The sequence below is a fragment of the bacterium genome, assembly GCA_037128595.1.
GTDB lineage: Bacteria > Verrucomicrobiota > Kiritimatiellia > CAIKKV01 > CAITUY01 > JAABPW01.
In genome coordinates, this window is record JBAXWB010000001.1 from 118,497 (window position 1) to 143,555 (window position 25,059).

Sequence of the window (25,059 nt, forward strand, 5' to 3'; positions counted from 1 at the left end):
GTCCGGTTATGACAGGTGAGGGAGGATGACACCGATGAGCAGTGAAAAGAATTGGGTTCTGACGGATGTGAAGGCGGGGATCTGGCTGGAAACGTTCAGCCGCACCTCTGAAACGGCGGGAGGCAACAGTCCGGGGAACTGGTCTATCGTCAAGCGGACGTTGCATGGAGGCTTCACCGAAGGCGTGGATGTCATCGAGGTTAACAACGGGGCACTCTCCTTCACGATTGTTCCCACCCGTGGGATGGGTCTTTGGAAAGGTCGCTATGACGGCTGCGAACTCGGATGGCGTTCGCCGGTGACCGGGCCGGTGAATCCGATGTTTGTTAATCCCCTGGACTGCGGGGGCTTGGGCTGGTTGCAGGGCTTTGACGAATGTATTGTGCGGTGCGGCTTGAACTCCAATGGCGCAGCGGGGAAGGATATTGTCCCGGACAACAATGGGAACCCCTCCGAGATCACGCTACCTTTGCATGGCCGGATCGCCAATATCCCTGCCAGCCGGGTGGAGGTTCGTGTCATTGAGTCAGCCGGCACCACAGAACTGGTAGTCTCGGGAATGGTAGATGAGGGAATGTTGTTCTTTCCGTGTCTCCGGTTGGAGACCCGGATCTCAACCGTGGTGGGCAGCAATGCTGTTACCATCCATGATGAGGTGGTTAACTTGAATGCGGTGGAGCGGGAGCTGGAACTGCTCTATCATTGCAACTTTGGAGAACCCTTTCTTGAGAAGGGCAGCCGGATGGTGGCGCCCAGTCGACAGGTGGCGCCACGTGATGCCGGGGCAGCTGAAGGCATTAAGGGCTATAATACATATCTTGCTCCCACGCCCGGCTTTGTCGAGCAGGTCTACTGGCATCAGCTCTGTGCGGACCGCAAAGGGAATACGGTGGCGATGCTGCGGAACAAGGCCGGAAATAAAGGGGTGGCGCTCCGGTTCAACCTCAAGCAACTTCCTTGTTTCGTCCAATGGAAAAATACGGGTGGGCTGGGGGACGGCTATGTTACCGGACTTGAGCCCGGCACGAATTTGCCGAACCCGAAACGCTTCGAGCGCGATCAGGGCCGGGTGATCCGGTTGGCGCCAGGACAGCGGCATGTGGTGGATCTGACCATGGAAGTGCACACCACGGCGCAGGGGGTGGCTGGGCTGGAGAAAGAAATCGGGGCGCTATTGGGTAGGACCCGGCCCAAGGTATCCCTGAAACCTCTTCCGAAATGGTCCCTGTAAGCGTTGCTCAAGCAGTTTAGCACTGGTTATTTCAGAACTTCCCGATTTCCTGTCAGGTGGCGTTTGACGTCCTCGCGCAGGTGGATGCGGGCGGCACGCTCTTCAAACAGCGTTTTGAATCGACCTTTCGTGTCGGGGGTACAGAATCCCTTTTCCAGCAACTGAAGGGCGGGGGAGAGGCTGTTTGAAAAATGCTCATAGACGTTCCCGATCTGCTTGGGCGTTAGCTTCATGGAAGTGGCAAATCGCGTGAAATCCTCCCTGGTCAAACGATTCTTGCGACCATTCAGTGTTAGCGCGGTCTCTTCGACATCCTCCGGTAGCAGCAGGACGGTTGGGAGCAGGTCATAGGCGGGTGACAAGGCAATTACACCGCCGAGTCGATAAAGTAACGAAAAGTTCTTCAGATGCATATCCGAGTTTCCGGTGAGGAAACAGAATAGCGTTACTTCGAACAACCGCAGGGCATCGAAGATCGGGTTGCTACAATAACGCAGGATCGCCTTGCCAACCTGTTCCAGTGAGCCACGGTATTTCTGTTCAGTCAGCCGGTCGGTCAGTTGGCACATGTCTTCCATGTGAAGTTTTGTTTTGCCATCGCGGTCCATGCGCTTGGTGATGAACGCGAGTGGGCCACCATCCAGTGGAATGAGCCCGCATTCGGCCGTTGAGATGCCGAAGCACTTGGCTAGGCGCATGGTCAGATGCTCAAGTTCAGGCATTTGTGGAAAGTGGGCAACCGGAGGTTTGAGAATGTATTCTCCCTCCAGGCCAACCAGCGTGAATCGGGAATTCCGCGGGTGTTTTCCTTTTTCAAGATGCAAGGAAAGCTTGGGTTGAACACCGGGAACGGTGACATGCTGGCGAACGGTTTTTTCCGCCAGTTGATTCAGTTGCTCCCATGTGTAGGGCAACTCAGGCGGGTGGAGGGCCCCAAAGAGCTTGCGACAACATGCTTCATGAAATTGGTCGCCCCCTTCGCCTAGCGGTTCAAGACAGATCTGGCAGTTCGTACTAGGCATCTTGGGCCTCCACGGGAATGACCGATACCGCCCCGATGCAGTCGCGGCAGCACGCCATCAATAATCCCATCCGGTCGCGTGGATCGAGCTTCCAAGTATGTTCGGCGATATCCAGTAGCCAGCCTTCTGGAATCAAGCCGTCAAAGAAGGGAAAGAGTCGCTTGTCGTTGAAGTTTTCAGACTGAAGGGGTAATGACAGGCTGATGGCAACCGCGTGGGCGTCCGCTAAGTAGTCGGCATCATACGTAAACACATAGTCATGATCCCTTTCCTCGAGTATTCCTGCCAAACGGCTCTGCATATGGATTTCAGCGCTCCTCATCATCCACCTCCATACGAAATGCCACCGGCTCCATTCGATGTCCAAACAGCGCCAGTACCTGATTGACCTTGTCAAGTCGGAGCGAGATTTTGCCTTGCTCCATTTCGCGTATGAAGCGAAGACCAACACCCGCGCGGTCAGCCAGATCCTTCTGCGTCAGCTTCAGGTCTCGGCGCCGTTTCTTGATGAATAGAATTAGTGGCTCAGTCATATTGCCCCCTTTTGGGTATAAATATTTCTATAATGAATATATTAAACCCTATCGGGTGTATCAATATAATAATATGCATTTATTATACCCTAACGGTGGTATCTAAGTGCGGCTTAACCATCATAAAGTCGTTACGAAGTTCGTTTAGCATAGCGCTTTCTGTTTCCGCTATCTCCGCTGGTTTCTGAGCCCAGGAATCCCCCGGCTGAGCCGGCACCAGAAATGCCGTTTTTGGCATCTGAAGCGCTTCAGATCGCTGAAATGCCACCTTTCGAGGCGCGTTAAGAAGTTAAGCCAGATAATCAACCTTCCGCTGAGCCGCTCATGGTGGTCGAGTTGACACCGGTATCCCGGGCGGAGTGCCGATATGTCTCGGAGGTCTTGCTTATGAAGACATTTTGACACAAAACGATTTGTATTGTCAAAAAGCGAGTCGGTGTGGCATGATCTAGAAGAAACATATTAATCTTTTAAGAGTCTCATATGATAAATCTTGGTACGCAATATTATCGCCCGCCGTTTCCTGTTTCAAAATACTGGAAGGAGGACATTCAGAAGGTTAAGGACTCCGGATTCAACTGTCTACAGCTTTGGGTCATGTGGTCGTGGGTGGAGGCCAAGCCGGGAAAGTTTGACTTTGATGACTATGACCGGATCATCGATTTTGCCGAAGACAGCGGGTTGAACGTCGTGTTGAGCACCATTGCGGAAGTCCACCCCTATTGGATCCACCGGGTTGTCCCCAACAGTGAACTGGTTACCAATCTGGGGCATAAGGTGATTTCCGAACACCGCAATGAGAGTCACGGCGGACTTACGCCGGGTGGATGTTTTGATCATCCTGAGGTTTGGAAACGGATGGCCGGGTTCATTCATGAGACGGCGCTTCATTTCAGGACGCGTAACAATATTGCCGCGTGGGATGCGTGGAATGAACTGAGATGGAATGTCCAGGCCGATGGGCCGGTATGCTATTGCGAGCATACCTTGAGGCAATACCGCGAATGGCTTGAAGAGCGGTTCGGGAGCCTGGAGGAACTCAACCAGGACTGGATCCGGCGTTACGATTCCTGGAAGGACGTCATGCCCGGGAAGACCACTTCCCGACCCTACACCTCAATGATGTCATTCACGCATTTTCTGACCTGGCGCTCGAGCAAACATGCCGAAGATCGCTACAAGATTATCAAGGCCATCTATCCGGATAAGGATGTCACTGCGCATGGTCCGAGTCCCTGCATGACGGTGGTGGGTGAGGGGCAGCTGAACCAGGCCTTGAACCGGGGTAATGATTGGGATATTGCCGACAAACTGGATGGTATCGGTTGTTCCAACTTCCCAGCCTGGTGGAAGATGAGCAATGCGGATTATTCGTTGACCATGGAGATGATTCATTCCGCCGCACGCGGAAAGAAATTCTGGGTCAGTGAACTCCAGGGGGGGCGGTCGAATATCGGCTTTGAGGTGAATCATCCGGTGCGGGCCGTTGAACAGCAGCGGTGGATCTGGAACAGCATCGCCTGCGGGGCGGATACGGTGTTGCTCTGGTGCTGGCGGGATGAAGTCTTTGGATGTGAGAGCAATGGATTCGGATTCATCGGGAATGACGGTTTTGCAGATGAACGCGTTTCGGCCATGCGGCATACGGGGACTATCCTGAAGGAGCATGCAAGTCTTTTTGAGAACTACAGGCCTGCTCAGGCGGAAGTGGCGGTCCTCTTTAGCCCCCAGACCTATTATCTCTATTTCGCTCAGGAGTCCGAGGCCCGGAAACCATTGAGCTCAATCAGGGGTTTCCTGCTGGCCCTGACACGCAACTCGGTTCCCTTCAAGGTTGTTGAGGAGGAGCATCTGGAGGAACTCAAGGGAATCAAGATCCTGTTCCTGCCCCGGGTGACGGCCATGAGCGATGCCACGATTTTAAAACTCAAAGAGTTTGTCGTGGAGGGGGGAACCTTGTATTGCGAAGCCGAAACCGGGGCCTGGGACGAAAAAGGCATCTACCGTTATCCCGAAGAGCGGTTCCCGGGAACCGCTTCCGGTGTGACGGAGGTCGGACGTCGTCAGGTTCCGGAGAACCCCGAGTTCACGGCGAAGGTCGATGGGAAAACCTATAAATTAAGGTCGTTCCATATGCTTTCCCCGTGGAAGAGTGAAGAGAATTTGAACAGAAGCACGCAAAGCACGCGAAGAGGGGAAATAGGTATTCCGCCGGAGGCGCAGAAGAACGTTTCCTCTTTGCGATCTTCGCGGTCTTCTGTTCAAAATTCTTGTATTCCGGAGTCGACATACGTCCTGTTGGCGAAAACTACGGATAGCGAGGGGGCACTGCTTGCGCAGGTAAAACTTGGCAAAGGCAAGCTGATCCTCTGCGGCACCTATCTTGGCGATGAGTATGAGAAGGCGTGCTATTCTGATTTCGAAAATCTGGTATTGAAGTTCATCGCAGACGCGGGGGCTGGAACGGGAGCGATCAAGATTGCCGCGGCAAATAAAAACGATTTCAATGGGTATGTATATACCCGCTACGGCAAGAGCAATGGTAAGGATATTGCCTTTGTTTTTTTTCCGGAAGACGGCAAATCCGCCACCTTGAGTTTTCGCAGCGACCTTTTCACCGGGGGCAAAGTGAAGGACGTTTTCTCCGGTAAAGAATTAGTGATGCAAAAAACGGGTGGTGTCAGAAAAATCAAACTTACAGCCGGTAAATCGAGGATGGTGATATTGGCGGAATGAACGGGAAGGTCAAAAAATATGAGCAAACAAATATTCAAGGTGGGAATTATAGGCGCAGGTAGCAGGGGAATAGAGACTTTTGGAAAGACCATTACCGGGCGCCAAGATGCACAGGTCGTGGCCCTTTGTGACCCTAATCCGGTCCGTATGGAATTTGCCTCAAAAATGCTGGGCATTTTGCCGAACTTTTATACTTCGGTTGAAGCCATGTTGGCTGCCGAAAGACTCGATGCGGTCGTGATCACCAGTCCGGACTACTGCCATGAAGCCAATGCGGTGGAGGCGCTGAAGGGTGGAGTCAATGTGCTGATCGACAAGCCTCTGGCAACCACGGTCAATGGGTGCCAGGCTATCATGGGTGCCGCGGAAAAATCCGGAAAAACCATTATGATGGGGTTTAATTTGCGCCATCACGATGTGCTGAAAAGACTGAAGCAGCTGATTTCCGGCGGCGTCTTGGGGCGGATCTTCTTGATGGAGAATCGTGAATTCTATGATGGCGGCCGTACCTATATGTCGCGTTGGAACCGCCTGTATGCCAATAGCGGGGGCCTCTGGATTCATAAGGGGAGTCATGATTTCGATGTCTTTAACTGGCTCCTGGATTTTCCGAAACCGGTCAAGGTCAGCGCCTTTGCCGGAATCGATGTGCTCAAGCCGCAATATATTCCGTTTGTGGTAAAGCACGGTGTGCCGGTTGGGCCCACCTGCCGACAATGCCCGTATAGGGAAACGTGCCCGGATGTTTTCAAGATCGCCGATCTCCAGAACAGTGCCTGGAGTGACCGCGCGTTGGCGGCCGATGGCTATGCCAAAGACCTCTGCATGTACACCTCCGTCAAGGACACCCATGACAATGGCATTGCCATGGTTGAGTATGAAAACGGCGTTAAGGTCAGTCATCTCGAATGTTTTGTCACCTCCTTGAATGACCGCCTCTTCACGGTAGTCGGTGATCGCGGCCAGGCGGAAGTCAGCCTGGAGAAGCGGACGATACTCATCCGGCCGCGTTGGAGCCAGGAAGTGATCACGCACCAGATTCCCGAGGCACAAGGCGGGCATGGCGGAGCCGACCCCCTGCTGGTGGAGGCCTTTTTCAAGGTGCTCAAGGGCGAAGAAACGAACACCTCGACCACGGAACACGGCCTGTGGTCCACCGCCATCGGACAGGCGGCGGAAATCTCGCGTCGCGAAGAGCGTACCGTGAAAGTCGCCGAGTTATTCTAAGAAAGGTTGAATACCGGTGATAAACAAAACGAAGAGTGTCCTTTCGGCCATGGCGATGGCTCTGATCGTGACTGGAACCGTTGTAACCGGTGAGGTCCGTCTGGCCGCCAAGGGCGAGGCCCTTTGCGTGATCGTCGTGCCGCCGGGTTCACTGGCAGGTGCGGGTGATGTATCGGTGAGGAGTCCGGCTGAACGCAAGGAGCGGCAGGCACTCTTCCGCGATTCCGTGGCCGACCTGGCCTTGTATCTTGGCAAAATCTCGGGTGCGAAGTTTGAGGTGGTCGAAGGGCTGCCGGCCGGGGACAAGCGGACGCCGATCTACATCGGCCCGGAGGCGCAGAAAGTGTTCGGGCCGGTCGGCAAGACCATGGCCGGGAAGTTTGCCTTCCGCGTGATAGCCGGGCGCAAGGGCGTGGGCCTCTATGGCGAATCGGAATATGGCACCAGTTACGCGATCTATGAACTGCTGGGACGGTTGGGGTGTCGTTGGTATATGCCGTCGGAGATGGGTGAATGCATCCCCCAGACGGCCACTTTGGATCTTCCGGAGTCGGATGTGGTTTTGGCGCCTGCGACGGAATACCGCGGGATGTGGGATGATACGGCTGATCATGATTTCCTCCGTCGTAACCGGTTGAACGGAAACCGTCTGGTCGGCGGACATGCGTTGGAAAGCTACGTTACCAAGGAACAGCGTGACGCCCATCCTGAATGGTGCCTGCTGGTCGGGGGCAAGCCACATCCCCTGTACCTGCGTTGGACGCGCCAGGATGTGGCTGATACCATCGCGGATAATATTATCCAGCGACTCGACAAAGACTATGCCACGTCGATCTCCCTGTCACCGGGCGACTATGTGGTGCCTACTGATGATCCTGAAGAGATGAAGTTCGACCCTGTGCCCCGGGTCTGGGAGCCTGCCGCTAATCAGTGGTCGGTTTCTGATCGGCTGATCCTGCTTGCCAACCGGGTGGCTGAACGGGTTGGCAAGAAATATCCGGACGTGAAGTTTGTCCTCTATATCTACGTGAACTACTCCATGCCGCCGGTGAACCAGAAAGTGCATCCCAACGTGATTCCCGCGCTGGCGCCGATTGATTTCAACCGCCAGCATCCAATGACCTGGCCGAACCACCCCAACCAGATGTGGCTGATGGATATCGTCCAGGGGTGGGGCAAGGCCGCGCCGCATGTGGCTTTCCGCGGTTATGGCTTCAACCTGGCGGAGTTGTCCGCGCCCAATCCCTATATCACCAAGTGGGGCACCGATATCTCGATTATGATGAGCAACAACTGCACCTACTGGATGCCCGAGACCAAGGGGGGGTGGGCCTCCATGTTGCCGGGGTATCAACTGGGCATCCGTTTGACGTTTGATCCGACCCTGAAGCCGGACGCGGTGATTCAGGAGATGATGGAGCGGTTCTACGGGGCGGCCGCGGAGCCGATGACCCGTTACTGGTATCGCCTGGATCAGGCCTGGCTTAAGGCCAACGAGTATTCGGGTAGTGCCTTCAGCTATCTAAGGATATTCACGCCGGAGGTCATGAAAGAGTCCCGTGCGGCAGTGGATGAGGCGCTGTCCAAGTGTCGTACCATTCCCGAATACCAGCGGGTTCAGTTGGTGAACGAATCGCAGACCCTGTTCGAGCTGTTCATGAAGATGCGGCGGGACTGGGCGGCGGGGCGGCTGGAAGGGTTGGGCAAGGACATGGATCAATGGCGGGGCTCGCTGAACGACATGAGTCGACGCTACAAGGCCCAGTTCGCGATCCACTGGATTACGCAGGAATATGTCGATAGCCAGTTTGGCATTGCATATTCGAATGCCAGCCAGGTGGCGAAGGCTATGTCGCCCCTGGCCCCGGCACTGATGAAGTGGAAGTACTGTTACGACAAGGATAAGAATGCCGAAACGTTGGGCTGGACGAAGCCGGAGTTTGATGACGCCGCCTGGAAGACCACCCATGTGGTGGAGGAGACGTGGTCCACGCTAGGACACCATAACACCATGGGACGGATGGCGTACCGGGTCAATGTGAACCTGACGGCCGTGCCGGTAGGCAAGAGAGCCTTCCTGTGGATCGGCTCCACGGATGGTACCGCCAAGGTTTTTGTGAATGGACAGCATGTGAAGTATGTCGTGCCGGGTAAGGGCGAGAGTCTGGACGCCTTTAACGGGTATTGTGATCCGGCGATGTTTGATGTCACCGCCGCAGTGAAGGCCGGAGTGAATCAACTGACGATCCTCTGCGAGCGCAAGTGGCTCAACGAGGTGGGTACGGGCGGCTTGATGGGGCCGGTGGTGCTGTTTCGGGATAAGTAAGTGGGACTGATTTTGGAGAAAAGTTTCTTAATCGAAATCTTAATCATAATCTTAATCTCTCGGAAGGATTACGATTAAGATTGCGATTAGGATTACGAAGTAGGACTGGATGATGTCGTGTTGGTTTAGAGAAAGGTGAAATACAGATGAGCAAAGTAAAAACTGTCGTTTCGGCCATGGTGATGGCCCTGATCGTGACTGGAACCGTTGTAGCCGGGGAAGTGAGACTGGCCGCCAAGGGCGAGGCCCGTTGTGTGATCGTCGTGGCGCCGGGTTCACTGGCCGGGGAAGGGGATGCCAAGATCCGGAGTCTGGCAGAGCGGAAGGAACGGCAACTCCTGTTTCGTGAGTCCGTAGCCGATCTCGCTATTTATCTTGGCAAGATGTCAGGTGCGAAGTTTGAGGTGGTCGAAGGGTTGCCGGCCGGGGACAAGCGGACGCCGATCTACATCGGCGCGGAGGCGCAGAAGGTGTTCGGGCCGGTAGGAAAGACCATGGCTGGGAAATTTGCCTTCCGCGTGGTGGCCGGGCGCAAGGGCGTGGGCCTCTATGGCGAATCGGAATATGGCACCAGTTACGCGATCTATGAACTGCTGGGACGGTTGGGGTGTCGTTGGTATATGCCGTCGGAGATGGGGGAATGCATCCCCCAGGCGGCCACGTTGGAACTTCCTGAACTGGATGTGGCCTTGGCGCCTGCGACGGAATACCGCGGGATGTGGGATGACACGGCTGATCATGATTTCCTCCGTCGTAACCGCATGAATGGAAACTTGTTGGCCTCCAATCAACTGGGGTTGGAAAACTGTATTTCAAAGGAGCAATTGGCCGCACATCCCGAATGGCAACTGCAGGTCAATGGCAAGCCCTCCGGATACTTGAAGTGGACGCGCCAGGATATCGCCGATGCCGTCGCGGATACCATTATCCAGCGGCTCGACAAGGACTACACACCCACAGTATCATTGACCCCCGGCGATTATGTGGTGCCTACCGACGATCCTGAAGAGGTTCTGGCTGATCCCGTGCCGCGGGTCTGGGAGCCTGCCGCCAATAAATGGTCAATCACGGATCGACTGGTCCTGCTGGCCAACCGTGTAGCCGAAAAGGTGGGGAAGAAATACCCTGATGTGCGTTTCGGGGTGCTGATGTATGTCAATTACTCCATGCCGCCGATGAAGTACAAGGTGCACCCGAATGTCATTCCTGTAATTTCCCCGATCGATTTCAATCGTCAGCATCCAATGACCTGGCCGAACCACCCCAATCAGACCTGGTTGCTGGATATGGTGAAAGGGTGGGGAAAGATTTCGCCGCGCATGGGCTATTACTACTACGGGATGAATCTGGCGGAGTTGTCCGCGCCCAATCCGTTCATTACCAAGTGGGGGACGGACATCCCGATCATCATGAGCAACCACTGCACCTACTGGATGCCCGAGACCAAGGGGGGCTGGGCCTCCATGTTGCCGGGCTATCAACTGGGAATCCGCCTGACGTTTGACCCGACCCTGAAGCCGGACGCGGTGATCCAGGAGATGATGGAGCGGTTCTATGGACCGGCGGCGGAGCCGATGAGCCGATACTGGCATGTCATGGATCGGGCCTGGGTGGACGCTAATGAGTATTCCGGTAGCGCGTTCGGATATCTGAGGATGTTCACGCCCGAGGTGATGAAGCAGGCCCGGGCGGCGGTGGATGAGGCGCTGTCCAAGTGCCGCACTATTCCCGAATACCAGCGGGTTCAGTTGGTGAACGAATCGCAGACCCTGTTCGAGCTGTTCATGAAGATGCGGCGGGACTGGGCGGCGGGGCGGCTGGAAGGGTTGGGCAAGGACATGGATCAATGGCGGGGCTCGCTGAACGACATGAGTCGACGCTACAAGGCCCAGTTCGCGATCCACTGGATTACGCAGGAATATGTCGATAGCCAGTTTGGCATTGCGTATTCGAATGCCAGCCAGGTGGCGAAGTCGATGTCGCCACTGGCTCCGGCACTGGTGAAGTGGAAATACTGTTACGATAAGGATAAGAATGCCGAAACGCTGGGCTGGACAAAGCCGGAGTTTGATGATGCCGCCTGGAAGACCACCCATGTGGTGGAGGAGACGTGGTCGACGCTAGGACACCACAACACCATGGGACGGATGGCGTATCGGGTCAATGTGAACCTGGCATCTGTTCCGGCCGGGAAGAAGGTCTTCCTGTGGATTGGTTCCAACGATGGTACCGCCAAGGTATTTGTGAACGGGCAGCATGTGAAGTATAACGAAAAAGGTGAATTGAAAGATGTCTTTAACGGATATTGTCAACCGGCAATGTTTGATGTCACCGCCGTGGTGAAGGCCGGAGCCAATCAGCTGACGATCCTCTGTGAGCGCCAGTGGCTCAATGAGTTGGGGACGGGTGGCTTGATGGGGCCGGTGGTGATGTTCCGGGATAAGTAAGAAGGCCTATTTTGGGCGAATAGTTTTCTTAATCATAATCGTAATCCCTCCGAGAGATTAAGATTACGATTATGATTAAGAAGGAAAGATACAATGAGTACCTTTGATCGAAGCAAAGTGCCTGAGCCGGTGTTGTGCCAGCATGGCGAGTGGATTGACATGTACTGGAAGGCGCTCGAGATGGGGCTCGGCAATGTCGAGCACCCAACAAAAAAGGGCTGGAAGTCGCAGATGTGTTGCATGCCCGGGTCTGGCAACATCTGGCAGTGGGACAGTTGCTTCATGGCGATGTTCTCCAAGTACATGCCGGGAGTGATGCCGGGCTACAACAACCTCGATAACCTCTACAGGATGCAGGATAAGCGCGGCTACATCAGCATGGCGTACATTATTGAGAAGGAGAAAGAGGCCTACGGCGAACTCATTAACCCCCCTCTTTACGCCTGGGCCGAGTGGCAATACTACCGGTCGACCGGCGACAAGGTCCGTCTCGCCCGCTGCCTACCTGTGCTGGTGAAGTTGTATGACTGGCTGAAGGCGAACCGGCGGCGCGACGAGATCGGCCTGTATTGGTTTGAGGTGCCCGGCGCCAGCGGCATGGATAACTCGCCGCGTGGCGGGCACTACCGCAACGGCAGCGGCATGGCTCATGTGGATCTCAGCGCCCAGCAGGCGCTGTCGGCGGGTTACCTCGCGCAGATGGCGACGGCGTTGGGTAAAAAACAACTCGCCGCCCGGTTCGAGACCGAACGTACCGACCTTGGCGAAAAGATCAACTCCATCATGTGGAGCGAAAAGACCGGCTTCTATCATGATATTTTCAATGATGACTACCGGTACAAGAACATCATCAACTCCAAGACCGTGGCCGGGTTCTGGCCGTTGCTGGCTGGCATTGCCACCCATGGGCGGGCGGATCGCCTGATCGAGCATCTGCTGAATCCCGCCGAGTTCTGGCGCAAGCACCCGGTGCCGAGCCTCTCGGCGGATGACCCGAACTATGATTCGCTGGGGGCGTACTGGCGTGGTGGTGTCTGGGCGCCGACCAACTACATGGTCGTCAAGGGGCTCGAACGGTACGGACGGCGCGATCTGGCGTACGAGCTGGCGGTCAAGCACATGGAGAATCTCTGCGAGGTGTGGACCGGGTTCGGCCCGGCATCGTTGTGGGAGTGCTATAGTCCGGACTTGAACCGCCCTGGAACAGCGAAAGAGGGGGAGTTGTCCCGGAGTGGATTCGTGGGCTGGACCGGATTGGGGCCGGTTGCCATGCTGATCGAGGATATTCTCGGGGTGGATGTCGATGTTCCCGCCAACACGATCACGTTGCGGCCCTGCTTGTTGGAGGAGCACGGGATCAGGCGGCTGGCATTCGGCAAGGGCCATGTTGACTTGATTTGCGCGAGCCGGCCATCACGGGAAACCGCGCCGACCATCAAGGTGTCGAGCACGGTGCCATTTAAGCTTCGGGTCGAGTGGGTGCAACGCAAGGCCGAAAAAAGCATTTCTATTGGCGATTGCATATTTGTCTCGGGGAAGCGGGAGGAGTTAAAATGAGGTTTTGTTATTTCGGGGACAGCATATCAGTCCATTACGGGCCTTATCTTGAAACCTACCTGTGCGGGAGCGCTGCGGGTTCACGAATGGAAGGCGCGGCGGAAGCGCTGTCGAATCTCGACACGCCGCAGGGAACGAATACCGGCGATTCGTCCATGCTGCTGGCGTTTTTCAAGAACAAGGCGGAATCGGGCGGGATTGACAGCGACCTCCTGCTTTTCAACTGCGGGCTGCACGACATCAAGACGGATCCGGTGACGGGGGCCAAGCAGATTCCGCTTCCGCAATACCGCGAGAACCTCAAGGCTATTCTGGGCGTTTTGGCGGGGATGAAGCCCCGGCCGGTTTGGATTCGAACCACGCCCTGTGACGAAGCGGTGCACAATCATGCAGGTTCGACCTTTCTGCGCTTTTCAGCCGACGGCGTAGCCTACAATCAGGCCGCTGATCAAATCATGGCGGAGGCCGGGATTCCAGTGATCGATTTGTATACCTTCACCCTCAACCTCGGGTCCGAACTCTATTGCGACCATGTGCATTTCCATGAGCACATTCGCGAGAAGCAGGCGGCTTACCTTGCCGGGTGGCTGGCGGCGTTTGTCTTGAAGGCGTAATCAGGGCCTGAAGGGAAACAATTTTCTGTGACTATGCTCAAAATCTCTTCAATGATGAACATGATTGTGAACCGTGTGAACCGGCGGTCGGGATCTCACGCTGAACCGCGCGCTTACACCTGCGGCACCCTTCGCTACACGACCTTCGGGCTGGTCATGGTGTTCTTCTGGCTCCTGTGGGGCGACTTCACCATGAGCCTCATGGAGACGGTGCTGCCCTCGATCCTGCCCCTGCAACTCAAGGCGCTTGGCGCGCCCAACATGGTCATGAGTGTGTTCCTGGTGACCGTGCCCAGTGTCATGAACTTCTTTGTCAATCCGGTTATCAGTTTTCGAAGTGACCGGCACCGGGGGCCCTTGGGGCGGCGGATTCCTTTCTTGCTGGCGCCCACACCGTTCATTACCGTCGTGCTTGTGGCCATTGCCTTTGCGCCTGAAATCGGTACCTGGGTGCATGGGCTGATGGCGGGACACGGGGGCTTTGGGAAGAACACCGTCATCATCGGCATGATCGGGCTGCTGCTCGTCATCTTCCAGTTCTTCAACATGTTCATCTCGTCGGTTTACTATTATCTTTTCAACGATATGGTGCCGGCGGCCTATCTGGCGCGTTTCATGGCCGCGTTCCGGGTAGTAGGGACATTGGCGGGAATGACCTTTAATTATTTCGTTTTCCCCCATGCCCAGACGCACATGCGGTTTATTTTCCTGGGTGCGGCAGTCCTCTATTTCGTCGGGTTCATGTCCATGTGTTTCGGCCTGAAGGAAGGAAAATATCCCCCGCCGACTTCCCTAGTGGGGAACAAGACGGGGCTATTGGCCAGTTTTGAGACCTATTTCCGAGAATGTTTCACCCATCCCTACTATTTGAATATGTTTGCGATGTCGTCGGCGGGGCAGGTGGCCGGTGCTTGTGGTTTCGTGGGAACGCTGTTCTATCTCCATCTGGGGATCTCATTGGAACAGTTGGGTAAGTTCAATACCTGGATGGCGATTCCGGGATTACTGCTCATGGTGCCGATGGGGATGTTGAGTGATCGGGTTCACCCGGTACGGGTGCTGGTCGGGCTCGGGTTCTTTGGGCCGATCATGGCGATCGCATCCTTCTTCTTTGTCCATGATTTCAGGAGTATCATCATCTTGACGCTGATTGCATTTCCCATCGCCCAGTTACAAGGGGCGGCGACCATGCCCTTGAATTGGCTGCTGTTCCCCAAGGATCAGTTTGGCCAGTTCGGCTCGGCGGATGCAATGGCACGTTCCATCGTCACGATTGTCGGCAGTGTGGTGGCGGGACTCTTCCTGGACTTCATGAAGCGACTCTATCACGGGGATGAGGAATACTATCGCTGGATGTACATCTGGTCCGCGGTTTTTGCATCGATCAGTTACTTCTTCCTGTGGCGCGTTTATAAGGGCTGGAAGGCGCACGGGGGGCTAAAGAATTACAAGGCGCCGCGTGTTGAGCACAGCGGGACCACGAGATCGATTATGTGATGCAGCGCGTTGATTCCTAGGTTTCTCTGCAACAAGGAAAACGAACTTGTTTCCAGCATGGTAACTTTGATATTAAGAACAAGAGGTGGAATATGTACACAACGATAGAGGCAGATATAGAAAACGGGTGGATTAAAAGTCCCGAAATCAGGGAATTGCCCGCATGTGCACATGTGTTGATCACGGTGCTGGCTTGGCCGACCGCAAAGCGTCCTGTTTTTGGCACACTCACTTCCAAGGCAATAAAGTCAACTTCTGACGCTTTTGCTCCGCTCTCGGAAAAAGAACTGGCGGATTGGGGCCTTATTTGAAAGTTCTTCTGGACACATGTGCTTTTATCTGGCTGTGTTGCGAGCCAGACCGGTTTACTCCCGCTGTTCGTCAGCTGTTCCTGAAAGAGCCGGATGCAGAGTTGTATCTGAGTGACGCCTCGGTTTTTGAAATAGCGCTTAAGAGTTCGATGGGGAAAATAGAACTGCCTGAGTCTTCACGTGAATGGGTGAGAAAACAGACGGAGATTTGGAAAATCCGGGCGCTACCGCTTTCACGGGAAGAAATGTTCATATCGGCGGAGTTACCCTGGCATCACAAAGATCCATTTGATCGGCTTGTTATCGCTACAGCCAAACATCACCAAATGCCTGTGATTACTGCTGACCGAATTTTCGCAAACTATGGGGTTGAACTGATCTGGTAGAAATCAATCTCATTTCGTTGTAAACAACCCGTTTCTGTATGATCATGGCCACCAATGAAGAAATCCTCAAAGGAAGGCAAATTGCAGGGCAGTCGGCGTGTAACGCTGGCTGATGTGGCGGCAAAGGCCGGGGTTGATGCCGCCACAGCCAGCCAGGTTTTGAATGATCGCCCGAATTGCTGGGCTTCGGAGGCGACCCGGCAGCGTATTCGTGATGCGGCTGAGGCATTAGATTATCGTCCCAATCTCGCGGCACGGGCGCTACGATCAGGCAAGACAGGTGTTATTGGCCTCATCTCTCCCGGCTTCGCCACTGGTTCCCCGCATAGTCGTGCGGATGGATTGACCGATGCGGCATTGAAGGCCGATTATACGGTCACCTTGAGCTCCCATCCCAATGACTCGGTATCTGAAGATATGGTCATCCGGCGATTGCTGGATCGCGGAGTGGATGGTTTGGCAATCTATCCTGTGGATCCGGGGCCACACACGGAACTACGCCGCCTTGTGGCGTCCGGTTTTCCTGTGGTTACCTTTGAGGGTGCCAACCTGCTGGATCTCGAGTGCGACGATATCAGTGTGGATACCCTGGCTGTTGGGCGACGCCAGGCGCGGCACCTGTTGAGTCTTGGGCGGCGGCGCATTTGTCTGGCGAATACTAAACCCATGGCCCGGATTGTGTCCCTCCGTGAGAAAGGTATACGCGAGGAACTGGTGAGGGCTGGAAAGATGGCCCCTATCGAAATGCTCATTGAGGGGCCCGCCTCGCATGAAATTGAGGATGCCGAGACTAGGGAGGTTGCGATGAAACGCTTCCTTGAGGAACACCGCGGAGAATTTGATGGAATTATTGGTGGCGATCAGCTGGCCTCCATGGCCATCCGTTTTCTCCAGGAAATGGGTGTGAGAGTTCCGGAGGATGTTGCGGTGATAGGGGGCGGCGATTCAATCCTGGCGACCTACGGCATTGTGCCAATGACGTCCGTCTGTGCCGCTGGCGATCTGGCTGGAGCCAAGGCATTCGGACTTCTCATGGACCGGATTAGCGGGAAATGTAACGGTTCCTATCGACGTTTAACCAACCCGGCGAAACTGGTCGTCCGGAAATCCACTCAAGTATAGCCCCAACGCCACCCTCCCCAAGGGCTGAAGTGTTTCCGGTATATTCAATGACTGTTTTTCATTATCAATACAAAACGATTTGTATTGATAAGTTTCTGATTATGTGTAAACATTCAGGGATTGATGGCGGGAAATAATTCAACAAAGGGCGCAATGAAGAATTACAATTTTGTATTCGTAGTGATGTTACTTGCCCTGGTGGTGCCGGTGTTTGCCGCGGGCAAAAAGGAAAAGGGAGAGGAGAAATTCAAGATAGAGGAGGTGACGTTCAAGGCGGAGTGTGACGGCACCGATCAAAAGTATAACCTGATTCTTCCGCCCCGCTTCCAGGCGGGAGTCAAGCATGACGTCCTTATCGCCTTGCATGGGCATGGCTCAGATAGAATGCAGTTCGTGAAAGATGTATTCCCTGAAGCCCGGGCCGCGAGGAAGACGGCTTCTGAAAAATCGATGATCTACGTCACGCCCGATTACCGTGGCAATACCTCATGGATGGGGCCCAAGGCTGAGGCCGATGTGGTTCAAATCATTGGCGAGTTGAAAAAGAAATATAAGACAGGCCGGATATTCATCTGCGGGGCGTCGATGGGGGGCTCATCTTGCCTGACCTTCACGGCCCTCCATCCCGAGTTGATTGACGGTGTCGCATCCATGAATGGAACGGCCAATCATATGGAATACGACAATTTTCAAAGTTACATAAAAGAGTCCTTTGGCGGCTCTAAAACCGACATTCCCGAAGAATACAAAAAGAGAAGCGCGGAATTGTGGCCTGAAAAATTCAAAATGCCCGTTGGCATCACGGTTGGCGGCCAGGACAAGATCGTTCCGCCACAGAGTGTTCTACGCTTAGGAGCCAAACTTAAGGACGCCAATCCTGACAATGTTCTGGTTATCTGTCGTGAAAAGACGGCGCACACCACTAGTGAAGATGATGCAATAACCATCCTCAATTTCATCATCAAAAAAGCGGCGAAATAATTAATTAAAAGAGTTCAGATAAGGAAAACCTATGGATCAGCATAAGGAAGTCAAAATCGCCTATATCGGGGGCGGAAGCAGGGCGTGGGCCAAGCATTTGATGACGGATCTGGCGCTCACGCCGGAACTGAGCGGGGAACTCCGCCTGTATGATATCGACCTGAACGCGGCCAAGGCCAATGAGGTGGTTGCTGCCCATATCTTCGGTCACAAGGATGCCCTTACCCAATTCAAGGTGCGAGCCGTCAAGACCGCGAAGGAAGCCCTGCAAGGCGTGGATTTCGTTGTAATGTCCATTGAGCCGGGCCCGATTGACCTGAGATATTCCGATCTTGAGATCCCCGCCAAATACGGGATCATACAACCGGTTGGCGACACCACGGGGCCGGGTGGAATCTGCCGCGCGCTCAGGACCATCCCGATTTATACCGATTACGCCAGAAAGATCATGGAATATTGTCCGGCTGCCTGGGTGATCAACTACACCAATCCCATGACCCTCTGTACGGCGGCGCTCTATGACGCCGCGCCCGGGATCAAGGCGATCGGTTGCTGCCATGAAATCTTCGGGACACAAACGATGCTGGCTAAACTCGTCTCAAAATGGTTTGAGGTGCCCGAGCCTGCTCGGCAGGAGATCGTTCTCGACATTGCCGGTGTCAATCACTTCACATTCGCGTCCGAGGCCAGCTGGAAAGGACGTGATCTCTTCCCGCTGCTTCGCCGGCATGTCGCAGGTCAAGGTTTCTTTTCCAACCGCAGCCGGAAATCCCAGTGGCGGAAAAAGAATCAACGCTGGTTCGAGACCGATCACCTTGTCGCTTATGATTTTCTTGCGGGATTTGGCGTTCTGGGCGCTGCCGGTGACAGACATCTTGCCGAGTTCGTGCCCTGGTACCTGACGAGCGAGAAGGATATTCATCGGTGGGGTGTCGTCCTGACGCCAGCCAAATGGAGAATAGAGGTCAGTCGCAGACTTCCTGCCTACAAGCCGCAAGAGCATTTGAAGAAATCCGGCGAAGAGGGGTGTGAACAGATGCTGGCGCTGTTAGGGTTCAGGGATCTTTGCACGAATGTAAATCTTCCGAATGTGGGACAGGTGCCTTTTCTCGCGAATGGAGCGGTCGTTGAAAGTTATGCCAACTTCACGAGAAATTCCGTCAAGCCGGTCGTCTCAAAGCAGTTGCCGCCGATGGTGGAAAGCTTGGTGAGGCGGGTGTCCGATGTCCAGTGCATGACCTTGAAGGCATCCCTGGAAAAAGACCGGGACATGGCTTTCCAGGCACTCTTATACGATCCCCTAGTAGATATTTCGACGGACAAAGCCCGGAAGATGTTCACGGAAATGCTCTCGAATCAAAAGTCAATGATGCCAGGCTGGAAACTGTGAATGGGTGCATGTCATAACTCTAGGGGTAATGGTGGGTACGCAAGAAAAGAGTTTGAACAGAAGATCACAAGGGTCTTTTGTTCAAGGTAAATTAAGGGAGAACAATAATGCATCGATATATCGGGAAGATCGTCGTTTTGGCCGCGGTCATTTTGGCCGTCAATAACGTTTCGGCGGAAATCAAAAACTTTTCCTTCACGGATGGGAAAGTCAGTTACACGCTTACCGAGTCGAACAATGTGACCATTCAGTTGTTCACGCCGGGAGGGGAACTGATCTCCACCCTGTTTGCCGGTGAGCAAAAGAAACCGGGTGAATACAGTTTCCAGTGGGACAGCAAGGATCGTGAAGGACACCTGATCAAGAAGGGCCGTTACTTGCTGAAGGCGGGTGTGGGCCGGAAAGCGGTGAAGGATGCCAACTTCGCCAAAACCGGATTCATCCAGATGCAGAACCCGGGCGGACTCGTCATCGACAAGAACGGCGATCTCTATATCCTGGATATCGGGGTATCGGAGAGCGGCGGCTATGGGCTATACGAAAAATGGCTAAAACCAGCCGGTCTCTATAAGTTCACGGCCGATGGTGCGCCGATCAACGACTTCTACCCATCGGAAAGCAATTTTCACGGTCTGCCCCGGGGCTGGCATCGGTGGATCGCCATGGATGACACGAACCTCTATTGCTCGCTGGGTGGCACGGTGAATGTGATGGAGAAGACTGGGCGCATTATCCGCACAGTCGATGGCGGGGCACCCTCGCAGGGTGGGGGCGCACTGGGGGCCGATAGCAAGTTGTATACTCGGGTGGAAGGGGGCCATGAAATCTATGTGTGTAACCGGTCTCTTGAAAAAGGATTTCTCTTCAAGACGCCCTCATTTCTCCCGGGCGCTTTCGGAATACCGACCATGATTGCCGATGGCCGCAACGGGATTTACCTGACCGCGGGCCCAACGATGAAACTCGAGGACAAGGGCACAAACATCGTTCTGCGCTATCAATATCCGACCCCTGATACGGTGCAGGGCCTGGCCTTGAGCCAAGGCATGATTTATGTGGTGGATCGGTCGCCTGCCTCGAATGTCTATCAGTTGTGGGATACCGGCGAGTCCTTGCTGAAGGTTGCCGTGATGGGGGACGATTCCATCAAGGGGCTCCATGCCATCGCGGTCTCGCCTGACGGAAAGAGCCTTTATCTCCTGGAAGATGGCATGGATCAGGGCAAGGGATGCGGCAAAGGCGCCGGACGCCTCTTCAAATATGACCTCGGCTATGCCCAGGAGGCCCAGGCGAATGTAACGCTTTCTGGCGAGGCGATTCATGAATAGGGGATGGCGTGGGTTTTGCCTGGTCGCCCTCCTGTTGGCGAGCGGTTGCGCCAGTCCGGTGGTGCTGACGAAGAACAACGCGCCCGCCTCCACGATTGTCATCGGGGCGCAGGCAGCCAAAGAGGAAGTGAAGGCGGCCTCGGTTCTCCAGCAATATATATTTGAGATATCCGGCGCGAAACTCCCCATCCAAAAGGATGACAAACCCGTTGACGGGGCCGTCATCTCGGTTGGTAACACCACGTTGCTTCCTGCTGACATTCGGGAAAAACTGAAGATTGGAGGGAAAGTGGCGGCCACGGATCCTGGACGGGATGCGATCGCTATTGCTGTGCGCAAGGACCGGGTATTCCTGGCCGGACACAATGGCGATGCCACGCTTTTCAGCGTGTATGATTTCCTGGAGGGGCTGGGTTGCCGCTGGTTCTTTGCCTGCAAGGCCGGAACGGTGATCCCCCGCACCCCTACGCTACAGTTAGAGAAGCGGGAAGCTCTGAGCTTTCCGGATTTTGCGTACCGGAACGATTTCAGTTGGGATTCGCCCGGCCGCGAGGGGGAAACAAGAAAATGGAGGGAGGCCAACAAAATCAATGAAAAATGGGTGGCCGGCACATCCGGACACAATTTCTTCACCATCTGGCCGGAAAGTTTGTATGACGCGCATCCTGAATACTTTCCCCTGATCAATGGCAAACGGGTCCGGCATGCCCAGCGTTGTCTTTCCAATCCCGGCTTAATTAAGCTGGGAATTGAATGGGCGGACAAAACCCTGCAGGCGCACCCCGAGTATGAAGTGATTCCCTTTATATGTAATGACGGTGAAGGCGGTCATTGCCAGTGCACGAACTGCACCAGTCTGGGTAATTTTGGCGATCAGACCATGTATATGGCTAATGAAGTAGGGAAGGAACTTTTTAAGAAATATCCTGATAAACAGATCCAAGTCTACTCCTATTACCAGTCGGCGCGGGCGATCAAGATCAAGGCCGATGGTTATGATGAAGGCAAAGACCGTGTGGTGGTGGATATGTATTCCAATTATGCGCTGGAGCCATGGAACACGGTCATAGAAAGCTGGGGCAAGGCTTCGCATCACCTCATTATCTGCGAAGCCTGGCCCTGGATCTACTGGTCCTGGGGGGTCCACATGGGGGATCCCGTTTCCTATGCCGACAACCGGCTAAAGCAATACCCCTTCTACAAGACCAACCATGCTCTCGGAATATCCACCCAAGTCAGGGGGGACTGGGCGATATTCGGCTTCAGCCGCTATCTTTCCGCCAAACTGAAATGGAATGTGAATGCGGACGTGGAGAAAATAAAGCAGGACTTCTGCGAGAAGATGTTCCCCAATGCCCAGGATGAGTTCTATTGTTTCAACGAATTGTATGATGAAAAATATTCGGACAACATTGACCTGACGGTGTTCCTGCAACGCGGGTTTTACTTTCTGGATAAGATCCGGCACAAAATTAGAACTGAGCAGGAACGGGAGCGCTGGGAGTTCTATGCGCTTTATCTCCATGAGCGTTCTTTAGCGCTCAAATTCGAGGCCATTGAAAATACGGACCGGCAGGCCAAACTCAAGGCCACGTGGAAGATGATCAGTTTCATAAAGGGGATTGAGGACTGGGGCGTCCTGGACTCGCGGAACTGGGTGGCGACATTCTATGCGGAGGTGCTGAAGAACGCCTTGGGTGAAAAGCCGTCCGCCGATGATTGTCCTGAGATGCCGGCCATGGAGATCAATTCAAGGAAAATTGAAGAGTTCTTTGATCAGGACAGGCCGTTGTACAAGACTTCAATTCCCATCATGCAGAGAAAGCCGCTAATATGAATATGCCAATGAGGCCGGTAATACTACTGGTGATGAGTGCGGCGTTTTCCTTGGTCATGGTGGGCCACGCCTGGGCGAATAACCTTGTGGTAACGAACCTGGCGGTGAGTGTGCGCGACACTCTCACGGCCGAGATCAAGTTCGATATTGTGTGGGAGAACTCGTGGCGCTCGAGCAGCAACCACGACGCGGCGTGGGTGTTCTTCAAGGTGCGATCTGACGCGCAGTCAGCCTGGCAACACGTGATGCTGGCGGGGGCAGGGCGTAATCCTGCGGGTTATTCGGACGGGGCGGGCACGGGCATTGAACTGGTCGTGCCCTCTGATCACCTGGGCCTGTTCGTGCGCCGTTCGGCGGAAGGGGTGGGCACGACGTCGGTTCAGAACGTCAAGGTGGTGTGGAACTTCGCTCCCTCCAACCTGGCGCCGACCAACATCGTGCGCGTGAACGCGTACGCGGTGGAGATGGTGTACGTCGCCCCGGGGAGTTTTTACGTGGGTTCGGGTGGGAGCGGCGTATCGGAGTTTTATCAGTACCCCGACACGAACACCCCCTTCCTGATCACAAATGAAGCAGCCATTACGGTCGGGGCCGCGACGGGTAATCTCCATTATGCAATTTCAAAGTTTGGCGGCGATCAAGGTTCCCCCATCCCGGCTGCGTTTCCCAAAGGATTCAACGCCTTTTACTGCATGAAGTACGAGCTGACAGAGGGGCAGTGGGTTGACTTTTTCAATACCCTGACGGATGCGCAGAAGACGACTCGGAACATCCCGGGTGCCGCAGGGAAGAACAACCGGCGCAATACGGTAGTGTGGACGGTGGGCGAGGCGACCACGTCGGCCCGGACCCGGGCGTGCAGCACTCTCTCGTGGGCGGACGGGTGTGCCTTTGCGGCCTGGGCAGGTCTTCGGCCGATGACCGAGCTGGAGTTCGAGAAGGCCTGCCGGGGTCCGTTGAAACCCGTGGCGAACGAATACGCCTGGGGGGACACGACGATTAAAGCGACCATGGCGGTGGTGACGGACAACTTGGGGAAGGACACGGCCATCCTCGGGAACTGTAACTTTAATGACTGCTTGCCGCATGGCCCCTATGGAGTGGGGCTTTATGCCGTGGCGGGTTCCATGCGCCAAGCGACAGGAGCGGCCTACTGGGGGATCCTGGACTTGAGCGGGAATCTTTGTGAGCAAATCGTGACCGCGGGCAATCCTCTGGGCCGCGCATATACGGGGCTGCATGGCGACGGGAAGCTCGACGCGAGCGGAAACGCAGCGGTGCCCGGCTGGCCCAATATGGATGCACGTGGGACGGGATATTGCGGAGGAGGTTGGTTCTACCCGTGCGAGAACGCCCGCGTGTCGAACCGCGTCATCAATGCTTTACCCTGCGTAAAAGGGGACAAAACCACTGGCTGGCGGGGCGTGCGCACGGCGCCATTGCCTGAAAAAAAATAGATTTAAAGGAAATTCTCATGATCCGTTGCCACAAATACACCCTAGTGAAGCTCACGTCCGTCGTCCTGCTGTCCTGCTTCCTCGCCTTATCAGCCTTCTCAGGCGAAGCCCCTGCCGCCGATGCTTTGCCCAAGCCCACCGCGGCCGACGTTGCCTACGGCCCGCAAGACCGGCAAACGCTCGATTTCTACCAGGCGAAATCGGACAAGCCCACGCCGGTGCTTTTTATGATTCACGGTGGAGGCTGGGTCTACGGCTCCAAGGGGATCACGGTCCATGATTTACCCTATCTCAAGGCCGGCATTTCCATCGTCACGATCAACTACCGCTACATCACGAAAGCGTTGGAAGCAAGCGTGATGCCGCCGGTCAAGTGGCCGTTGGAGGATGCCGCACGGGCGTTGCAGTTCGTCCGTAGCAAGGCGCAAGAGTGGAATATCGACAAAGCCCGCATCTGCCTGACCGGCGGCTCGGCCGGCGCGTGTTCTTCACTCTGGCTCACGTACCATAAAGACCTGGCGGATCCGAAGAGCAATGATCCCGTCGCGCGGGAATCGACGCGCCCCTGGTGTGCCGCGGTGCAAGTGGCACAGACTTCCCTCGATCCGCAGCAACTCAAAGAGTGGACGCCCAACAGCAGTTACGGCGGTCACGCGTTCGGCCTCATGCAATATAAAGATCCATCTGGTACGCGAAACGCCTATTTCGCCGAGTTCCTGGCGTATCGCGAACAGTTGATGCCGTGGATCAGGGAATACTCTCCCTACGCGCTGGTCACCAAGGGAGCGCCGCCGGTTTATCTCATCTACGACACTCCGCCCGCTCTGGGGCAGGAGGTCAAAGATCCCACCCACACCGCAAACTACGGCGTGAAACTGCAGGAGCATTGCAGGGAGATCGGCGTCGAATGCGAACTCGTCTATCCTGGCGCACCAGCGGTCAAACATCCGACAATCGAGCAATACATCATTGAGGCACTGACTAGCAATGGAGCGTTTGATCAAACGCACACGAAGACCAAGCAGAAGAGTGGCTTCACTACTGATTAAGGAAAACA

The 25,059-nt window shown here is 54.9% G+C and carries 20 protein-coding genes; 17 read left to right on the top strand and 3 right to left on the bottom strand.

The window, feature by feature from the left end; genetic code table 11:
* Positions 1-34: 34 nt before the first annotated feature.
* On the top strand, positions 35-1,231 hold the full coding sequence (locus tag WCS52_00485; protein MEI6165648.1) for an aldose 1-epimerase family protein: 1,197 nt from the start codon (positions 35-37) through the stop codon (positions 1,229-1,231).
* Between the two features lie 26 nt (positions 1,232-1,257).
* Here WCS52_00485 and WCS52_00490 read toward each other — a convergent pair whose 3' ends face one another.
* From WCS52_00490 to WCS52_00500, 3 genes are read right to left on the bottom strand one after another with little or no spacing between them, the layout of a single operon-like run.
* A complete protein-coding gene (locus WCS52_00490) occupies positions 1,258-2,253 on the bottom strand; it encodes a HipA domain-containing protein (protein MEI6165649.1) in 996 nt (331 codons plus the stop codon).
* Entirely contained in the window at positions 2,246-2,575 is a 330-nt protein-coding gene (locus WCS52_00495; GenBank protein ID MEI6165650.1) for a HipA N-terminal domain-containing protein, read from the bottom strand. Before WCS52_00495 ends, WCS52_00490 begins: the two co-directional genes overlap by 8 nt.
* Positions 2,562-2,786: a type II toxin-antitoxin system Y4mF family antitoxin gene (locus tag WCS52_00500; GenBank protein MEI6165651.1), complete on the bottom strand. Its 225-nt coding sequence runs from the start codon at positions 2,784-2,786 to the stop codon at positions 2,562-2,564. The genes WCS52_00495 and WCS52_00500 overlap by 14 nt, the downstream gene beginning before the upstream one ends.
* Positions 2,787-3,269: 483 nt before the next feature.
* Here WCS52_00500 and WCS52_00505 point away from each other — a divergent pair, with 483 nt between their 5' ends.
* The 16 genes from WCS52_00505 to WCS52_00580 all read left to right on the top strand — a co-directional run bounded on the left by WCS52_00505 (position 3,270) and on the right by WCS52_00580 (position 25,051).
* Positions 3,270-5,522 carry a beta-galactosidase gene (locus WCS52_00505; GenBank protein ID MEI6165652.1) on the top strand — a complete coding sequence of 751 codons (2,253 nt, stop codon included), beginning with the start codon at positions 3,270-3,272 and terminating at the stop codon, positions 5,520-5,522.
* An 18-nt stretch (positions 5,523-5,540) separates the two neighbouring features.
* Entirely contained in the window at positions 5,541-6,749 is a 1,209-nt protein-coding gene (locus tag WCS52_00510) for a Gfo/Idh/MocA family oxidoreductase (GenBank protein MEI6165653.1), read from the top strand.
* A gap of 16 nt (positions 6,750-6,765) precedes the next feature.
* Positions 6,766-9,075 carry a DUF4838 domain-containing protein gene (locus WCS52_00515; GenBank protein ID MEI6165654.1) on the top strand — a complete coding sequence of 770 codons (2,310 nt, stop codon included), beginning with the start codon at positions 6,766-6,768 and terminating at the stop codon, positions 9,073-9,075.
* A gap of 146 nt (positions 9,076-9,221) precedes the next feature.
* Entirely contained in the window at positions 9,222-11,522 is a 2,301-nt protein-coding gene (locus WCS52_00520; protein MEI6165655.1) for a DUF4838 domain-containing protein, read from the top strand.
* A gap of 93 nt (positions 11,523-11,615) precedes the next feature.
* Entirely contained in the window at positions 11,616-13,079 is a 1,464-nt protein-coding gene (locus WCS52_00525; protein MEI6165656.1) for a trehalase family glycosidase, read from the top strand.
* Positions 13,076-13,693 (top strand): SGNH/GDSL hydrolase family protein, encoded by a 618-nt coding sequence (locus WCS52_00530; GenBank protein MEI6165657.1) that lies wholly within the window; start codon positions 13,076-13,078, stop codon positions 13,691-13,693. The genes WCS52_00525 and WCS52_00530 overlap by 4 nt, the downstream gene beginning before the upstream one ends.
* 33 nt (positions 13,694-13,726) lie before the next feature.
* Positions 13,727-15,190, top strand: coding sequence for an MFS transporter (locus tag WCS52_00535; GenBank protein ID MEI6165658.1), 1,464 nt, complete (start codon positions 13,727-13,729; stop codon positions 15,188-15,190).
* Positions 15,191-15,282: 92 nt separating this feature from the next.
* Positions 15,283-15,501 (top strand): hypothetical protein, encoded by a 219-nt coding sequence (locus tag WCS52_00540; GenBank protein ID MEI6165659.1) that lies wholly within the window; start codon positions 15,283-15,285, stop codon positions 15,499-15,501.
* Entirely contained in the window at positions 15,498-15,887 is a 390-nt protein-coding gene (locus tag WCS52_00545) for a type II toxin-antitoxin system VapC family toxin (GenBank protein MEI6165660.1), read from the top strand. The genes WCS52_00540 and WCS52_00545 overlap by 4 nt, the downstream gene beginning before the upstream one ends.
* A gap of 54 nt (positions 15,888-15,941) precedes the next feature.
* Positions 15,942-17,009 (top strand): LacI family DNA-binding transcriptional regulator, encoded by a 1,068-nt coding sequence (locus WCS52_00550; protein ID MEI6165661.1) that lies wholly within the window; start codon positions 15,942-15,944, stop codon positions 17,007-17,009.
* 153 nt (positions 17,010-17,162) lie between these two features.
* A complete protein-coding gene (locus WCS52_00555) occupies positions 17,163-17,990 on the top strand; it encodes an alpha/beta fold hydrolase (GenBank protein MEI6165662.1) in 828 nt (275 codons plus the stop codon).
* A gap of 31 nt (positions 17,991-18,021) precedes the next feature.
* On the top strand, positions 18,022-19,380 hold the full coding sequence (locus WCS52_00560) for an alpha-galactosidase (GenBank protein ID MEI6165663.1): 1,359 nt from the start codon (positions 18,022-18,024) through the stop codon (positions 19,378-19,380).
* A gap of 107 nt (positions 19,381-19,487) precedes the next feature.
* Positions 19,488-20,708, top strand: a complete 1,221-nt coding sequence (locus WCS52_00565) for a FlgD immunoglobulin-like domain containing protein (GenBank protein MEI6165664.1) — start codon at positions 19,488-19,490, stop codon at positions 20,706-20,708.
* The gene (locus tag WCS52_00570; protein ID MEI6165665.1) at positions 20,701-22,545 is read left to right on the top strand and encodes a DUF4838 domain-containing protein; all 1,845 of its coding nucleotides are present in this window, start codon (positions 20,701-20,703) and stop codon (positions 22,543-22,545) included. Before WCS52_00565 ends, WCS52_00570 begins: the two co-directional genes overlap by 8 nt.
* Positions 22,542-24,002, top strand: coding sequence for an SUMF1/EgtB/PvdO family nonheme iron enzyme (locus WCS52_00575; GenBank protein MEI6165666.1), 1,461 nt, complete (start codon positions 22,542-22,544; stop codon positions 24,000-24,002). Before WCS52_00570 ends, WCS52_00575 begins: the two co-directional genes overlap by 4 nt.
* A 17-nt stretch (positions 24,003-24,019) precedes the next feature.
* The gene (locus WCS52_00580; GenBank protein MEI6165667.1) at positions 24,020-25,051 is read left to right on the top strand and encodes an alpha/beta hydrolase; all 1,032 of its coding nucleotides are present in this window, start codon (positions 24,020-24,022) and stop codon (positions 25,049-25,051) included.
* The last annotated feature ends 8 nt before the right edge of the window (positions 25,052-25,059 follow it).

What these genes read in the sequence shown, in the direction of transcription:
- WCS52_00485 (MEI6165648.1), top strand. Translation starts at nt 35, where the DNA reads ATGAGCAGTGAAAAGAATTGGGTTCTGACGGATGTGAAGGCGGGGATC.
- WCS52_00490 (MEI6165649.1), bottom strand. Translation starts at nt 2,253, where the DNA reads ATGCCTAGTACGAACTGCCAGATCTGTCTTGAACCGCTAGGCGAAGGG.
- WCS52_00495 (MEI6165650.1), bottom strand. Translation starts at nt 2,575, where the DNA reads ATGAGGAGCGCTGAAATCCATATGCAGAGCCGTTTGGCAGGAATACTC.
- WCS52_00500 (MEI6165651.1), bottom strand. Translation starts at nt 2,786, where the DNA reads ATGACTGAGCCACTAATTCTATTCATCAAGAAACGGCGCCGAGACCTG.
- WCS52_00505 (MEI6165652.1), top strand. Translation starts at nt 3,270, where the DNA reads ATGATAAATCTTGGTACGCAATATTATCGCCCGCCGTTTCCTGTTTCA.
- WCS52_00510 (MEI6165653.1), top strand. Translation starts at nt 5,541, where the DNA reads ATGAGCAAACAAATATTCAAGGTGGGAATTATAGGCGCAGGTAGCAGG.
- WCS52_00520 (MEI6165655.1), top strand. Translation starts at nt 9,222, where the DNA reads ATGAGCAAAGTAAAAACTGTCGTTTCGGCCATGGTGATGGCCCTGATC.
- WCS52_00525 (MEI6165656.1), top strand. Translation starts at nt 11,616, where the DNA reads ATGAGTACCTTTGATCGAAGCAAAGTGCCTGAGCCGGTGTTGTGCCAG.
- WCS52_00530 (MEI6165657.1), top strand. Translation starts at nt 13,076, where the DNA reads ATGAGGTTTTGTTATTTCGGGGACAGCATATCAGTCCATTACGGGCCT.
- WCS52_00535 (MEI6165658.1), top strand. Translation starts at nt 13,727, where the DNA reads ATGCTCAAAATCTCTTCAATGATGAACATGATTGTGAACCGTGTGAAC.
- WCS52_00540 (MEI6165659.1), top strand. Translation starts at nt 15,283, where the DNA reads ATGTACACAACGATAGAGGCAGATATAGAAAACGGGTGGATTAAAAGT.
- WCS52_00550 (MEI6165661.1), top strand. Translation starts at nt 15,942, where the DNA reads ATGAAGAAATCCTCAAAGGAAGGCAAATTGCAGGGCAGTCGGCGTGTA.
- WCS52_00555 (MEI6165662.1), top strand. Translation starts at nt 17,163, where the DNA reads ATGAAGAATTACAATTTTGTATTCGTAGTGATGTTACTTGCCCTGGTG.
- WCS52_00560 (MEI6165663.1), top strand. Translation starts at nt 18,022, where the DNA reads ATGGATCAGCATAAGGAAGTCAAAATCGCCTATATCGGGGGCGGAAGC.
- WCS52_00565 (MEI6165664.1), top strand. Translation starts at nt 19,488, where the DNA reads ATGCATCGATATATCGGGAAGATCGTCGTTTTGGCCGCGGTCATTTTG.
- WCS52_00570 (MEI6165665.1), top strand. Translation starts at nt 20,701, where the DNA reads ATGAATAGGGGATGGCGTGGGTTTTGCCTGGTCGCCCTCCTGTTGGCG.
- WCS52_00575 (MEI6165666.1), top strand. Translation starts at nt 22,542, where the DNA reads ATGAATATGCCAATGAGGCCGGTAATACTACTGGTGATGAGTGCGGCG.
- WCS52_00580 (MEI6165667.1), top strand. Translation starts at nt 24,020, where the DNA reads ATGATCCGTTGCCACAAATACACCCTAGTGAAGCTCACGTCCGTCGTC.